At 57.9% G+C, this 13,462-nt stretch carries 12 protein-coding genes; 4 read left to right on the top strand and 8 right to left on the bottom strand.

Annotated features, from left to right (window positions below):
- Nucleotides 1-15: 15 nt before the first annotated feature.
- The gene (locus tag ACTF5M_RS02145; RefSeq protein WP_438959460.1) at nt 16-1,227 is read left to right on the top strand and encodes an acetyl-CoA C-acetyltransferase; all 1,212 of its coding nucleotides are present in this window, start codon (nt 16-18) and stop codon (nt 1,225-1,227) included.
- 12 nt (nt 1,228-1,239) lie between these two features.
- Nucleotides 1,240-3,426 carry a 3-hydroxyacyl-CoA dehydrogenase NAD-binding domain-containing protein gene (locus ACTF5M_RS02140; protein ID WP_438959459.1) on the top strand — a complete coding sequence of 729 codons (2,187 nt, stop codon included), beginning with the start codon at nt 1,240-1,242 and terminating at the stop codon, nt 3,424-3,426.
- A 322-nt stretch (nt 3,427-3,748) separates the two neighbouring features.
- Here the strand turns inward: ACTF5M_RS02140 and ACTF5M_RS02135 are convergent, their stop codons facing one another.
- Together ACTF5M_RS02135 and ACTF5M_RS02130 are read right to left on the bottom strand one after the other, a co-directional pair.
- Nucleotides 3,749-4,381 carry a sulfotransferase family 2 domain-containing protein gene (locus tag ACTF5M_RS02135; protein ID WP_438959458.1) on the bottom strand — a complete coding sequence of 211 codons (633 nt, stop codon included), beginning with the start codon at nt 4,379-4,381 and terminating at the stop codon, nt 3,749-3,751.
- Nucleotides 4,378-5,331, bottom strand: coding sequence for a DMT family transporter (locus ACTF5M_RS02130; protein WP_438959457.1), 954 nt, complete (start codon nt 5,329-5,331; stop codon nt 4,378-4,380). Before ACTF5M_RS02130 ends, ACTF5M_RS02135 begins: the two co-directional genes overlap by 4 nt.
- Before the next feature lie 110 nt (nt 5,332-5,441).
- Here ACTF5M_RS02130 and ACTF5M_RS02125 point away from each other — a divergent pair, with 110 nt between their 5' ends.
- Nucleotides 5,442-7,064 carry an AMP-binding protein gene (locus ACTF5M_RS02125; RefSeq protein ID WP_438959456.1) on the top strand — a complete coding sequence of 541 codons (1,623 nt, stop codon included), beginning with the start codon at nt 5,442-5,444 and terminating at the stop codon, nt 7,062-7,064.
- A 70-nt stretch (nt 7,065-7,134) separates the two neighbouring features.
- Nucleotides 7,135-8,166, top strand: a complete 1,032-nt coding sequence (locus ACTF5M_RS02120) for a hypothetical protein (RefSeq protein WP_438959455.1) — start codon at nt 7,135-7,137, stop codon at nt 8,164-8,166.
- A gap of 1 nt (nt 8,167) precedes the next feature.
- Here the strand turns inward: ACTF5M_RS02120 and ACTF5M_RS02115 are convergent, their stop codons facing one another.
- The 6 genes from ACTF5M_RS02115 to ACTF5M_RS02090 form a co-directional block, all read right to left on the bottom strand.
- Nucleotides 8,168-8,773 (bottom strand): SPOR domain-containing protein, encoded by a 606-nt coding sequence (locus ACTF5M_RS02115; RefSeq protein WP_438959454.1) that lies wholly within the window; start codon nt 8,771-8,773, stop codon nt 8,168-8,170.
- Nucleotides 8,774-8,834: 61 nt separating this feature from the next.
- Nucleotides 8,835-9,467, bottom strand: a complete 633-nt coding sequence (gene upp, locus ACTF5M_RS02110) for a uracil phosphoribosyltransferase (protein ID WP_438959453.1) — start codon at nt 9,465-9,467, stop codon at nt 8,835-8,837.
- Nucleotides 9,464-10,438 carry an adenosine deaminase gene (locus ACTF5M_RS02105; protein ID WP_438959452.1) on the bottom strand — a complete coding sequence of 325 codons (975 nt, stop codon included), beginning with the start codon at nt 10,436-10,438 and terminating at the stop codon, nt 9,464-9,466. Before ACTF5M_RS02105 ends, upp begins: the two co-directional genes overlap by 4 nt.
- Nucleotides 10,435-11,637, bottom strand: a complete 1,203-nt coding sequence (locus tag ACTF5M_RS02100) for a phosphopentomutase (RefSeq protein WP_438959451.1) — start codon at nt 11,635-11,637, stop codon at nt 10,435-10,437. The genes ACTF5M_RS02105 and ACTF5M_RS02100 overlap by 4 nt, the downstream gene beginning before the upstream one ends.
- Nucleotides 11,638-11,640: 3 nt before the next feature.
- Entirely contained in the window at nt 11,641-12,960 is a 1,320-nt protein-coding gene (locus ACTF5M_RS02095; RefSeq protein WP_438959450.1) for a thymidine phosphorylase, read from the bottom strand.
- Entirely contained in the window at nt 12,957-13,355 is a 399-nt protein-coding gene (locus ACTF5M_RS02090) for a cytidine deaminase (protein WP_423804840.1), read from the bottom strand. Before ACTF5M_RS02090 ends, ACTF5M_RS02095 begins: the two co-directional genes overlap by 4 nt.
- Nucleotides 13,356-13,462: the final 107 nt, after the last annotated feature.

Genomic DNA, 13,462 nt, shown 5'->3' with positions numbered 1-13,462 from the left:
AAGGAGACTACCCTCATGTCTGAAGCCTATATTTATGACGCTGTTCGCACCCCGCGCGGAAAGGGCCGCAAAGACGGCTCGCTGCACGAAGTCACATCCGTGCGCCTGTCTGCCCAAATCCTCAATGCGCTGAAATCGCGCAACGATCTAAACGGTCACGCCGTTGAAGACGTGATCTGGGGCAACGTGACCCAAGTCATGGAACAAGGTGGCTGTCTTGCGCGCACAGCAGTGCTGGCTTCTGACCTTGATCAGTCAATCCCCGGCCTTGCGATCAACCGGTTTTGCGCCTCAGGCATGGAAGCGGTGAACCTTGCTGCCAACCAGATCAAAGGCGGGGCTGGTGACGCGTATATCGCGGGCGGCGTTGAAATGATGGGCCGCGTTGCCATGGGCAGTGACGGGGCGGCTATCGCCGTTGATCCATCAGTTGCGATGGACACGTATTTTGTCCCCCAAGGTATCTCTGCCGATATCATCGCCACTGAGTACGGATTCAGCCGCACAGATGCAGATGAGCTGGCCGTGAAATCCCAACAACGCGCCAAAGCCGCGTGGGATGACAACCGTTTCGCCAATTCGATGATCACTGTGCGCGATCAAAATGGTCTCGATATTCTGGCCCATGATGAATACATGCGCCCCCAAACGGACATGCAGTCACTGGGCGGTTTGAACCCCGCGTTTCAGGCCATGGGCGAGGTCATGCCCGGCTTTGATAAAGTTGCGTTGCTGAAATATCCGCACCTCGAAAAGATTAACCACATCCACCACGCGGGCAACTCGTCGGGCATCGTTGATGGTGCGGCGGGCGTTCTGATCGGTTCAAAAGCATTTGGCGAAAAGCACGGGCTGAAGCCCCGCGCACGCATCCGTCAGACGGCCAAGATTGGGACCGACCCCACCATCATGCTGACCGGCCCTGTGCCCGTTACTGAAAAGATCCTTGCGGATGCGGGGATGTCGATAAAAGACATCGATCTGTTTGAGGTAAACGAAGCATTCGCCTCGGTCGTGCTGCGCTTTATGCAGGCCTTTGACATGGACGATAGCGTGGTCAACGTGAACGGCGGGTCTATCGCCATGGGCCACCCCCTTGGAGCGACCGGCGCAATCATCATCGGCACTTTGCTTGATGAGATGGAGCGCGCGGACAAAGAAGTTGGCTTGGCCACTTTGTGCATCGCCTCTGGCATGGGTGCCGCAACAATCATCGAACGCGTGTAAGGAGCCATTGATATGTCTGACTTTTCTATGAACATCGACGCAGACGGCGTGGCCACAATCGTGTGGGACACCGTTGGCAAATCCATGAACGTGATGAACCAGCAGGGTTTTGACGACCTTGACGCACTCATTGACCAAGTGCTGGCCGATGATGCCATCAAAGGCGCTGTGCTGACCTCTGGCAAACCCGGCTCGTTTGCGGGCGGTATGGATTTGAACATCATCTCCAAGATGAAAGAGATGGCCGGTGAAGCACCTGCGCGCGGCCTTATGGACGGCCTCATGGCCACCCATGCTATTTTGCGCAAGATTGAGCGCGCAGGCATGGACCCCAAAACCAACAAAGGCGGCAAACCAATCGCGGCGGCCCTGCCCGGCACGGCCCTTGGCATCGGGTTTGAACTGCCCCTTGCGTGCCACCGCATTTTTGCAGCCCCCAACCCCAAGGCCAAAATTGGCCTGCCTGAAATCATGGTTGGTATCTTCCCGGGCATGGGCGGCACCACGCGGCTTGTGCGCAAGATGGGCGCCATGGGTGCCTCGCCATTCCTGCTGGAAGGGAAGCTAAGCGACCCTGCGCGCGCCAAAGCGGCCGGCCTCATCGACGAGATCGCGGATGATCCCGTTGCAGCGGCCAGAGAGTGGGTCCTCTCCGAGCCAAAGATCGTCAAACCATGGGACGAAAAGGGCTACAAAATGCCAGGCGGCGCGCCCTACCACCCTGCGGGTTTCATGACCTATGTGGGTGCCTCGGCTATGGTGAACGGCAAAACCCAAGGCGCGTTTCCTGCGGCCAAGGCGCTTTTGTCGGCGGTCTATGAAGGCGCGTTGGTGCCTTTTGATGCGGCCATCAAAATTGAGGCGCGCTGGTTCACCAATGTGCTGATGAACCCATCGTCTTCTGCCATGATCCGTTCGCTGTTCATCAACAAAGAGGCACTTGAAAAAGGTGCTGTGCGTCCGGCAGAGGTCAGTGACCAATCCGTGGGCAAAGTGGGCGTTTTGGGGGCTGGCATGATGGGCGCGGGCATCGCACTTGTCTCCGCCCTTGCAGGCATCGAGGTTGTTTTGCTGGATCAAAGCCAAGAGGCCGCGGACAAAGGCAAAGACTACACCGCCACCTACATGGACAAAGGCATCGCGCGCAAAAAAGCCACGCCCGAAAAGAAAGAGGCCGTGCTGGCGCAGATTACCGCAACCACAGATTACAACGCCCTTGCGGGTTGTGATCTGATCGTTGAGGCGGTCTTTGAGGACGTGGCTATCAAAGCAGAAGTCACCAAGAAAGTCGAAGCGGTGGTGGATGCAGAGTGCATCTTTGCCACCAACACCTCGACCTTGCCTATTTCTGAGTTGGCCAAAGCCAGTGCACGCCCAGAGCAATTCATCGGCATCCACTTTTTCTCACCAGTCGACAAAATGTTGTTGGTGGAAATCATCAAAGGCGCGCAAACCGGTGATCGCGCCACGGCCAAGGCGCTCGACTTTGTGCGTCAGATCAAAAAGACCCCGATCGTGGTTAATGATGCGCGCTTTTTCTACGCGAACCGCTGTATCATTCCCTACATCAACGAAGGCATCCGCATGGTCGCGGAAGGGGTGCAGCCTGCCCTGATCGAAAATGCAGCCAAACAATTGGGCATGCCCCTTGGCCCGCTTCAATTGGTCGATGAAACATCTGTAGATCTGGGTGTGAAAATTGCCAAAGCAACCAAAGCCGCCATGGGCGACGCCTACCCAGACGGCGCCGTGGACGAAGTGCTGTTCTGGATGGCCGATGAGGGCCGTTTGGGCCGCAAAGCCAACGCGGGCTTTTACGCCTATGACGACAAAGGTAAGCGCGGATTGCTGTGGGACGGTCTTGCAGCCAAATACCCCACAAGTGACGCACAGCCTGACATCATCGAGGTCCAGCACCGCCTGATGTTTGCCCAAACCCTTGAGGCCGTACGCGCCCTTGAGGACGGTGTTCTGATGGACATCCGCGAAGGTGACGTGGGCGCGATCCTTGGCTGGGGCTTTGCGCCGTGGTCTGGCGGGCCGCTGTCGTGGCTTGATATCATCGGCGCGCCCTATGCGGCAGAACGCTGTGATGCGCTTAACGAAAAGTTCGGGGCACGCTTTGCGACCCCTGCGCTTTTGCGTGATATGGCCGACAAGGGACAAAGCTTTTACGGCCGCTTTGCCCCTGCTGCTTAGAACGCCATTCGCACTGTAACTTATTAGCGGGGGCGTGCACCGCACGGTGGTCTAAGACACCGTTAACGCCCCCGCTCTAGACTGCGCTCAGGACGTCCTAAATTGTTGCGGTTTGACACACCGCATATCGACCCTGATACCGCGCGGGCCTTACACCCCCAACCGGATCATACCAACGGCAGCGCTGCCTCTTTTACGGCCTCGTTTTACCGCAAAACCCAACAAATATGCCCGAGCCCCCTCTGGCGACATACGGACCGAGGTGCCCTGCACTGCTGTCCCCCTCGCGGCCTTTCATTGGGCCAGCGGGGATATTTGTGCATCAAAATACGTAGCCAAACCGCGCAATATCTTGGGCACAGACGTCTGCAATCACATCGCGGGTCGTGTCGCTGGAATAGCCGCGGTAGTCTGCATCGCGCTGTGATACATTGGCACGCCCGACCTCAAGCTTGAACCCTAGATGCGTCTCAAACGGGGCAAGATCATCGGTCAGATGCTCAAGGCGGATGAACGCATCGCACTGCTCCACACCGTTCTCATCCGTGACGTAATGGGCATAGGGATGCGCGCGCAGGCTGTCTTGCAACCACAGCGCCAAAACAAACGCCTCGAGGGTTTCATCTTTGGCAAGAGCCACGGCGCGGTGGGTGAATTTTTGGGCGCGCAGCCAGTGATAATAACTCACCACGCGGCCCCACGGATTGCGCACCAAACTTACCGCAAATGGCGCGCCTTCCACCAACCCAGCCAAATCTGCGCGGGTCGCGTGTTTCCAAAGCCGCCCCGCCGTCTGAAGGCTCTTTTGCCGCTTTGCCCGCGCTTTGCCTTTTGGGGTATCACCCACAATAATATCATCCGCCATCGCCCGCGCCTCAAGCGCCAGCATTAGGGCCGTGCCCCCCGTTTTGGGCGCATGGGTCAGCAGGTAGTTGCGGCCCTTGCTATAGATCATGGGGCAAGCTGCTCGGGTAACTCAGACTGCTTAGGTCGCTCATTGCGATCAAGCCGCTCGGCGCGTTGCACCCGCCACGCCACGACCGCACCAGAGCCGATGATGACCACCATCCCCAGCAACCCAATCGGGCTGACCACCGTGCCAAACAGGATATATGCCGTGATCGAGGCAAAGATCAGCAGCGTGTATTCAAAGACCGAAACGATCGGCGCGTCCCCCGTCAAATACGCCTTCATCAGGCACGCAATCGCCCCAACGGAGACCACTGCCTGCACCAGAATGATCCGCCATGACAGCGCCGTGGGCCAAACCCACGCGCGGCCCAAGAACCCCTCACCCGGGTTGGCCTGCAGGTATAGTGATACCAATGCAGCGATCAACAAAACCCACGCCATATAGCTCCATGTCAGCACCCACGGGGTTTCGCCTTCGCACCATTTGCGGGTGGTCACGTTGCCCGTGGCGTAAAACACGCCTGCCAAAATAGGCACCAGATTGGGCCAGCCAAGCCCGCCCACATCCGGCTTCAGCACCATCAGCGCCCCGCACAACCCCACAAAAGCCGTTACCAACCGCACAGGACCGATGGGCGTGCGTGACCAGACAGCCTCGATAAACACCACCAAAACGGGCGCAGTGAACAGCCCCGCCGCGGCAGCTGAAATCGGGAAAAAGCCAAGGCAGCCGAAATACAAAATCATCGCAATCGCCAAAAACAGTGAACGTCCCAGCACGGCCCAAAGCCGCTTTGGGCGTAAGTTCAGCCCGAAAACCACCCCCAAAAGCACCACTGTCGCCACTGCAACAATGCTGCGCAGGGTATGGAACTGCCAAAGGCTGATGTCGTCCACAATGTAGGGCACAAGGTTATCGACGATGCCCAAAATGACCATCGCCGTCATCATCCAGCCGATCGCTGCGGTGTTATTGGAAGGTGTGCTGCTCATTTGCGCATCATTGACTGCTTGCCTCTCGCCGCGCAAGCGCCATAGTGAACGATACACGGGGCCCCGACGACAAGGCGCGCGTCGGGAGATAAACTGCTTGGGAGGGCGCAATGGGCTGGATGAAAGATGAGACGGGTTTAGACAAAACACCCGCCAATTACGTACCCCTAACGCCGCTGTCCCATTTGCGCCGTGCAGCTGATGTGTTCGCCCAAACCATCGCGGTGATCTATGGTGATCATAAAATCACCTATGCGCAGTACCACGCCCGCTGCTCACAATTGGCCAGCGCGCTAAACGGGATCGGTGTGCAAAGCGGCGACGTGGTGGCGACGCTGCTGCCAAACACACCAGCCCAATGCGAAGCAGCGTTTGGCGTGCCCGCGTGCGGCGCGGTTTTGAATACCATCAACACCCGCCTTGATCCCGATACCGTGGCCTACATCTTTGATCACGGCGAGGCCAAGGCCGCTTTGGTCGACACCCAATTCATGCCACTGGCGTTGCAAGCGATTGAACGGATGGACGGCCCCGCGCCCCTGTTGATCGAAGTGCCGGACGCTGTTGCGGGCATCACAGCCACCGGCGCGCACCAAACATACGAAGATTTTCTGGCCACAGGCGATGCATCGTTTACTTGGATGATGCCCGAAGACGAATGGGAAAGCCTTGCGCTGAATTACACCTCTGGCACCACAGGGCGGCCCAAAGGCGTGGTCTATCATCACCGCGGCGCATATCTAATGACCATGGGCACACCGGCTGCGTGGCAAATGCCGCTGCGCCCACAGTATCTGACGATCGTGCCAATGTTTCACTGTAATGGCTGGAACCACGCGTGGATGATGCCAATGCTGGGCGGTACGATCCACTGCTGCCGCGATGTGACACCCCACGCCATTTATGACGCCGTTGCCGCCGGTGTGACCCATTTTGGCGGCGCACCGATTGTGTTGAACATGATCATCAACGCCCCAGATGAGGCGCGGCGCAGTTTTGATCACACGGTCAAAGTCTTTACCGCCGGCGCGCCGCCCGCCCCCGCCACGTTGGCGGCCATCACCAAACTGGGCTTTGATGTGCAACAAGTCTACGGGCTGACCGAAACATATGGCCACGTCACCGAATGCCTTTGGGACCCCGCATGGGACGCGCTGCCCCAAGATGAGGCGGCTAGCATCGCTGCGCGCCAAGGGGTTGCTTTTCCCATGATGGAGCCCGTCGCCGTGTGGGACGACAGCGGCAACGACATTCCGCGCGACGGCACCACAACCGGCGAGATCATGTTGCGCGGCAACTGCGTGATGAAGGGGTATCTGAAAAATCCGGACGCCACCGCCGAGGCCTTTGCGGGCGGGTATTTCCACAGCGGCGACATTGCCCTGCACCACCCCGACGGGTTCATTCAAATCGCTGACCGCGCCAAGGACATCATCATTTCAGGCGGCGAAAACATCAGCTCTGTTGAGGTCGAAGGCGCGTTGATGAACCACGCGGCCGTAAACCTATGCGCCGTGGTCGCCAAGCCCGATGACAAATGGGGCGAGGTTCCCTGCGCCTTTGTTGAATTGAAAGACGGCGCCACCCCGACCGAGGCCGAGATCATCGCCTTTTGCCGCACGCATTTGGCGGGCTTCAAAACGCCCAAGCGCGTGATTTTCCAAGAGCTGCCAAAAACCTCAACAGGCAAAATCCAGAAGTTTGAATTGCGCACAGTGGCGAAATCCCTCTGAGCGCAATTGCGGCGGTGCGGCGTCTGACCTATATGTTGTTCAGAGCAAGTTGACGGAGATAAAGCGTCAGATGACCGCCCTTTCACAGTACGCATTGCTCGAAAGCACGGGCCTTTGGCGCGCGGATGCCGATGCGCAGCGCCGCGAGGTGATCGTGTCTTTTGGCAACGCCACCCTTGTGATTACCGATAACGCCGAACGGGTTTTGTCCCATTGGTCATTGGCCGCTGTGCGCAAAGTGTCCGACAAAGATGGCGTGGTCACCTACAGCCCCGATACAGACGGCGCCGAGCTTGTTGAGATCGACGACAAAACCATGGTCGAGGCCATCGACAAAGTACGCAAAGCGATCGACCGGACCCGTCCGCACCGTGGGCGGCTCCGCGCCGGCGTGTTGGCGGGCAGCTTGGCATTGGTGGGCTGGATTGGCTTTTTCTGGATGCCTCCCGCCATGGTGGATCACACGCTTGGGGTTTTGCCCCAAGTCAAACGTGACGAGATTGGCCGCGAACTGAGCCGTGAGATTAACCGCCTTGCAGGACCTGCGTGTACCCGCCGCGAAGGCACCCGTGCGCTGCAAATGGTCACGGACCGCGTTCGGGGCACGGCGGATAATGCGGAGCTTGTGACACCTGTTGGTCTGCCGCAAATTCACCGCTCTGGCCTGCCGGATAGTCTGTGGTTGCCCGGTGGAAAACTATTGCTGAGTGCGACCCTGGTTGAAGATCATGATGACCCAGAAGTGCTGGCTGGGTTTATGCTGGCGGCGGGTCTGCGCCAAGCGGGCCAAGACCCCGTGCGCCCGCTGCTTGAGTTTGCCGGACTGCGCCACACCTTCACATTGCTGACCACTGCGCAGCTGCCCCAAGACGTGCTGCGCGGCTATGCCCAAGCGTTGGTTCAGACGCCGTTAAAAGATGTTGAGATGAGCGCGCTAGCTGACCAAATGCGGTTGCGCGGCCTTGAAACGATCACCCTAGCGGCAGCGATTGATCCAAGCGGAGAGCGGACAAAACCACTGCTTGATGCGGCACAGCTAAGCGATCCACCGTTGCTGAGCGACCGTAATTGGCTGGCCCTACAAGGGATCTGTGATCAGTAAATTACTTGCGAAGAAAAGCGTCGCGAAAGCCCGCAGATCGCGCGCTTTGAAGGGCTGCGCGTATGGCCGATTGATCCCTAAACGGTCCTGCTAGCACCACTTCATATTTTTTGTCTGCTATCGTCACTAACGTAATCTTCGTCGGCAAACCTAATTCATCAAGTTTTTTAGCGGCTTGAATAGCGTTGCGTTCCACACCAAAAGTCCCAACCTGAACAAATTGTACAGACCTTACCGCTTCTCGGACCAGGTCATCACCTGTTTCTATAGTCTCAGTTGTGGTTAACCGATAGGTGTCGCGCTGAACATTGGGTAGACTGTCAGGGTCAGGGGCAGGCTGTAAAACTGTTAGTATTGATGCTTCGTAATTCTTCTCCTCCAGAGCTTGAATTTCGGCTAAACTTAAGTGTTCGTCTAACTGTGGTACCATCGCCGTATCGTTATGTCGCCAAGCTGCTTTCGCCCGCATCGCTATATGTGCACTACTTGTTTCTTTCTTGAACGACGGTAGCGTTTCAAACGAGCCTGTCATCGGCTCTGCGCGAGCTATGCTAGTGAAAAATACGCAAAAAATCAGGTCAATAAGAAAAAAGCGTGAAACGATCATAGTTTTTGTGTCCTTTTATTATTTATCCCCCACTTCGCCTAATTAATAAAGGGCAAAGGTTTTACTTAGTACCGAACATTCGGTCTCCTGCGTCCCCCAAACCGGGCACAATGTAGCCATGCTCATTGAGTTTTTCATCCACAGCAGCGGTCACGATATGCACGTCTGGATGCGCTTTTCTCATGCGGACAATGCCCTCAGGTGCGGCCAGCAGGCACATGAAGCGAATGTTCGTAGCGCCCGCTTCTTTCAGACGGTCAATCGCGGCGACAGATGAGTTGCCTGTAGCCAGCATCGGGTCCACTGCAATCACCAGACGTTCCCCAAGCGCATCAGGCACTTTGAAATAATATTCAACGGGTTCAAGGGTTTGCTCATCGCGGTAAAGCCCCACAAAACCCACCCGTGCAGAGGGAACAAGTTCAAGCACACCGTCCAAAAGGCCGTTTCCTGCCCGCAAAATCGAGATCAGCGCTAGCTTTTTGCCGCGCAACATTGGCGCATCCATCGGCCCCATAGGCGTTTCGATCGCTTGATTTTCCAAGGGCAATTCACGGGTGATTTCATAGGCCAAAAACTGACTTATCTCGCGCAGCAACTGACGAAATTGCCCCGTCGAGGTCTCTTTCTCGCGCATGATAGACAGTTTGTGCTGAACCAAAGGATGATCAACAAGGGTGACGTGTTCGTTCATGATTGAAGCCTTTTTGCAATGATGGCGCGGGTTTCAGCAGAGCAGAATGCCGCCTCAAGGGCGTTTTGCTCAACCTCGCGGAATATCTCGTCCTCCCAGCCAAAGTGGTGAGCCAGCCGGTCGTATTCATTCGTCATGGTGGTGTGAAAGAACGGCGGATCGTCTGTACTAACGGTCACTTTGACACCTCTGGCGCGCAGCTTTTCGATAGGATGTGCCGCCCAGTTCGGCACGACCCCAAGCGCCACATTTGAACCGGGGCAGACCTCGAGGGTGATGTCATTCTCAATCAGCCGGTCGCAAAGCGCCAGATCAGTGATGGCTTGCACCCCGTGACCGATGCGCGAAATGCCCGGCAATTGATCAAGGGTGTCGCGGACCATCGCCGCACCGCCCCACTCACCCGCATGCGCCGTCAGACCAAGCCCTGCTTCGCGCGCGCAGTCAAAAGCCCACGCAAAATCACGCGGTGCGCCAACGGTTTCGGCCCCTGCAATGCCAAACCCTGTGATGAAGCCAGCGGCAGTTTCAGCTGCACAAATGGCCGTTTCACGTGATCTTTCGGGTCCAAAATGGCGGATTGCAGTGACGCAGCCGCGCAAGGTGATGTGCGGCTCCATCGCGGCGGCGACTTCTTGGATTGCGGCGAGGTATTCGCGCCACGCGCCCACATCACGTCCCCCGCAGAAGTCTGGCGACAGGAACGTTTCGGCGTAAACAACCCCATGTTCGGCACAATCCTGCAGCACCGCTGTCGTGAGGCGCGCGTAATCTTCGGGCGTTTTGAGCGCTTGGGTCGCCGCCTCGTAGACATCCAGAAAGCCCGCAAAATCCGCATAGGCGTAATTGCCACGCTCGTCAAAAATGCCCGAGATATCGAGCTTTTTCTCAGCGGCGAGGCTCTTGATGAACGCAGGCGACGCGGCACCTTCCAAGTGCAAATGCAGCTCAAGCTTGGGGCGGTTCTTCATATGGCGGGTGTCCCTTTTCCGTACTGTTTCAAGCCAAGATGGGCCGCGATCGTGGCGCCTACATCGGCAAAGTTGATGGCGCCAAGCTCACCAGATTTGGCCAACGCGGGCCCCACGACAGGCACCCGTTCGCGAGTATGATCGGTGCCGCGCCACGTCGGGTCATTGCCGTGATCAGCAGTGATCAACAGCAGGTCATCGGATGCAAGATTTGCCAAAAGGCGCGGCAATTGCGCATCAAACCACTCAAGGTGACACGCGTATCCCGCAACATCACGGCGGTGACCGTATTCGCTGTCAAACTCGACGAAATTGGCAAAAACAAATGCGCCGTCTTGGGCTGTGCCCGCCAAATTAATAATATCTTCCATCAGTTTTGCATCAGGCCCTTTGGTGCAATCTGTGATCCCACGCATGCTGAAAATATCGCCGATTTTGCCCACGGCGTGAACCGCGCGGCCTTCGGCGGTGGCGAAATCCATCAAGACATCTTCGGGGGGCAGCGAAGCGAAATCGCGGCGGTGAGACGTGCGCCTAAATGCCCCCGCAGCCCCCAAAAAGGGCCGTGCAATAACGCGCCCGATACCCATTTTATGCAACATTGGTGCGAATTCGGCACACAAATCATAAAGCCGCCGAAGACCGAAAATTTCCTCGTGGGCGGCTATTTGGAAAACGCTATCAACGGAGGTGTAGCAGATGGGCCAGCCGGTCCTAAGGTGCTCTGGGCCAAAGTCATCCAGCACGCCTGTGCCGCTGGCGTGACAATTGGCAAGAGACCCTTCGGTGCCTGCGATACGCGCTACGGCCTCCAAGATTTCAGGCGGGAAAGCCACCGGAGTTTCAGGGAAATAATGCCACTCAAACGGGACCGGCAGGCCCGCCAACTCCCAGTGCCCTGAGGGGGTATCTTTGCCGATGCTATGTTCAGTCGCACTTCCCCACAGGCCATCAATTGGGCCAGAGGTCGCGTCAAGAAGGCGGCCGTGACCGCTGGCTTGGGCAACAGCGGCACCAAGGCCAAAAGATAGTAAATTGGGAATGTTGAGGGGACCGAACCGGCCCACGTCAGCTTGCCCGTTTGCACAGGCATCGGCTATATGGCCAAGGGTATTCGCCCCTTCGTCCCCAAAAGCCGCCGCATCAGGCGCGCCGCCACAGCCAACGGAATCCATCACAATCAAAAACGCGCGACCCATGGTTTAGCCCCCCTGCCCGACGCGTTTGTAAATGGTCGGCGGCAGGTCTGTCGGCGCATCGCCAAGGGTAATTGCTGCGTGGATGATCTTAGTCGCGGCGTCCGCGTCATGCTCGGAACGGGCATGCAACATACACAGCGGCACATCCGCATCGATCTGATCGCCCAAAGCCGCGATGTCCGACAGACCAACAGAGTGATCGACCCGCCCGCCGATCGTTTTGCGCCCGCCCCCAAGATGCACGACAAGCTGGCCCAATGCCTCGCCGTCGATGGCGGTGACAAAGCCTGCGCGCGGCGGCAGAACTTCTTCCATCACAGGTGCGCTTGGCAGGCGGTCTTCCCAACGATCGACAAAATCATGGGGCCCGCCCATGGCGCTGATCATGCGGCCAAAGACTTCGGCGGCGTTACCATTATAGAAGGTATCCGTGATCAGATCGGCCCCTTGGGTGGCGTCTTGGGCAAGGCCCGCGCTGGCCAACACGGAGCCCGCCAGATTTGCCGCCATGTCGGGCAAATCATGATCAACCCCGTCGCCCGTCAAGGCGTGCAGGGCCTCGGAAAGTTCCAGCGCGTTGCCCATAGATTTGGCCAGCGGTTGGTTCATATCCGTGATCAGGGCCGTGGTTTTGCAGCCCGCGCCGTTGGCCACACTGACCAAAGCGTTGGCCAGCACTTCGGCCTCGGCCACAGTTTTCATGAACGCGCCGCTGCCCATTTTGATATCAAGCACCAGCGCATCAAGACCGGCCGCAAGCTTTTTGGACAAGATCGACGCGGTGATCAGGGCCGTGCTTTTCACCGTGCCTGTCACGTCACGGACCGCGTAAAAGCGTTTGTCGGCGGGGGCCACATCTGTGCTTGCGGCGACGATGGCACAGCCTACCTCGCCGACTATTTTGCGAAACTTCGCGGGCGCGATATCGGCGGTGATGCCCGGGATGGATTCCAATTTATCAAGGGTGCCGCCCGTGTGACCCAGCCCGCGGCCTGAAATCATCGGGACGTATGCGCCACACGCCGCAAGCGCGGGCGCGATCAAAAACGATGTGCAATCCCCCACGCCGCCCGTTGAGTGTTTGTCGATCACCGGCCCATCAAGACCCCATTCAAGTACAGTGCCGCTGTCGCGCATTTGTGTTGTCAGGGCCAAAAGCCCATCGTCCCCCAGCCCGTGCAAACATACGGCCATGGCAAAAGCGCCCGCCTGCGCGTCAGTCATGGAGCCGTCAACAAGGCCGCGCACAATCTGGGCAATTTCATCCGGATCTGGCGGCGTGCCACCACGAAACTGATCAAGGAGGGGGGCGAAAGATGTCATTTGGCCATGTGATCGGCATTGAAGACACCGGGCAGCAATTCTTCGAGCGTCATGGAAAGCGTCGTGCCGCCGGTTGTGCCCATGGTGACCACCACATCGCCTGCGCCAAACTCGCGCAGCTTTTGACGGCACCCACCGCACGGGGGCACGGGGGTTGGCGAACCCGCGATCACGGCGACCTCCACGATGCGTCCCTGCCCTGCGGCCACCATGGCCGCCAGCGCACCCGCTTCGGCACAGGTTCCTTCGGGGTAGGCCACGTTTTCAACGTTACAGCCCACAAACACATCACCCGCATCCGTGCGCACTGCGGCCCCCACTTGGAAGTTGGAATAAGGGGCGTGCGCGTTTTTCATAACCGCGTGGGCGGCCTGCATGAGCGGTGATGTTGACATGTCTGGTTCCTCTCGGCTTAACGCCAGCATAACTCGGGTTGGGGGTGAGTAAAACGGAGATCAACGCCCATGTCACCGTGCAATCGAACGGCGCGTGCGGCCCCCGT

The sequence above is a fragment of the Nereida sp. genome, from assembly GCF_965655635.1.
GTDB lineage: Bacteria > Pseudomonadota > Alphaproteobacteria > Rhodobacterales > Rhodobacteraceae > Nereida.
The sequence above is the reverse complement of the archived record's forward strand: the minus strand, read 5'-3'. Positions and strand labels throughout refer to the sequence as shown.

Excerpts from the sequence above, each read along its gene's own strand:
- ACTF5M_RS02100 (WP_438959451.1), bottom strand. The coding sequence starts at position 11,637 with ATGGGTCGCGCGTTTTTGATTGTGATGGATTCCGTTGGCTGTGGCGGC.
- ACTF5M_RS02140 (WP_438959459.1), top strand. The coding sequence starts at position 1,240 with ATGTCTGACTTTTCTATGAACATCGACGCAGACGGCGTGGCCACAATC.
- ACTF5M_RS02145 (WP_438959460.1), top strand. The coding sequence starts at position 16 with ATGTCTGAAGCCTATATTTATGACGCTGTTCGCACCCCGCGCGGAAAG.
- upp (WP_438959453.1), bottom strand. The coding sequence starts at position 9,467 with ATGAACGAACACGTCACCCTTGTTGATCATCCTTTGGTTCAGCACAAA.
- ACTF5M_RS02105 (WP_438959452.1), bottom strand. The coding sequence starts at position 10,438 with ATGAAGAACCGCCCCAAGCTTGAGCTGCATTTGCACTTGGAAGGTGCC.
- ACTF5M_RS02130 (WP_438959457.1), bottom strand. The coding sequence starts at position 5,331 with ATGAGCAGCACACCTTCCAATAACACCGCAGCGATCGGCTGGATGATG.
- ACTF5M_RS02135 (WP_438959458.1), bottom strand. The coding sequence starts at position 4,381 with ATGATCTATAGCAAGGGCCGCAACTACCTGCTGACCCATGCGCCCAAA.
- ACTF5M_RS02095 (WP_438959450.1), bottom strand. The coding sequence starts at position 12,960 with ATGACATCTTTCGCCCCCCTCCTTGATCAGTTTCGTGGTGGCACGCCG.
- ACTF5M_RS02120 (WP_438959455.1), top strand. The coding sequence starts at position 7,135 with ATGACCGCCCTTTCACAGTACGCATTGCTCGAAAGCACGGGCCTTTGG.
- ACTF5M_RS02125 (WP_438959456.1), top strand. The coding sequence starts at position 5,442 with ATGGGCTGGATGAAAGATGAGACGGGTTTAGACAAAACACCCGCCAAT.
- ACTF5M_RS02090 (WP_423804840.1), bottom strand. The coding sequence starts at position 13,355 with ATGTCAACATCACCGCTCATGCAGGCCGCCCACGCGGTTATGAAAAAC.
- ACTF5M_RS02115 (WP_438959454.1), bottom strand. The coding sequence starts at position 8,773 with ATGATCGTTTCACGCTTTTTTCTTATTGACCTGATTTTTTGCGTATTT.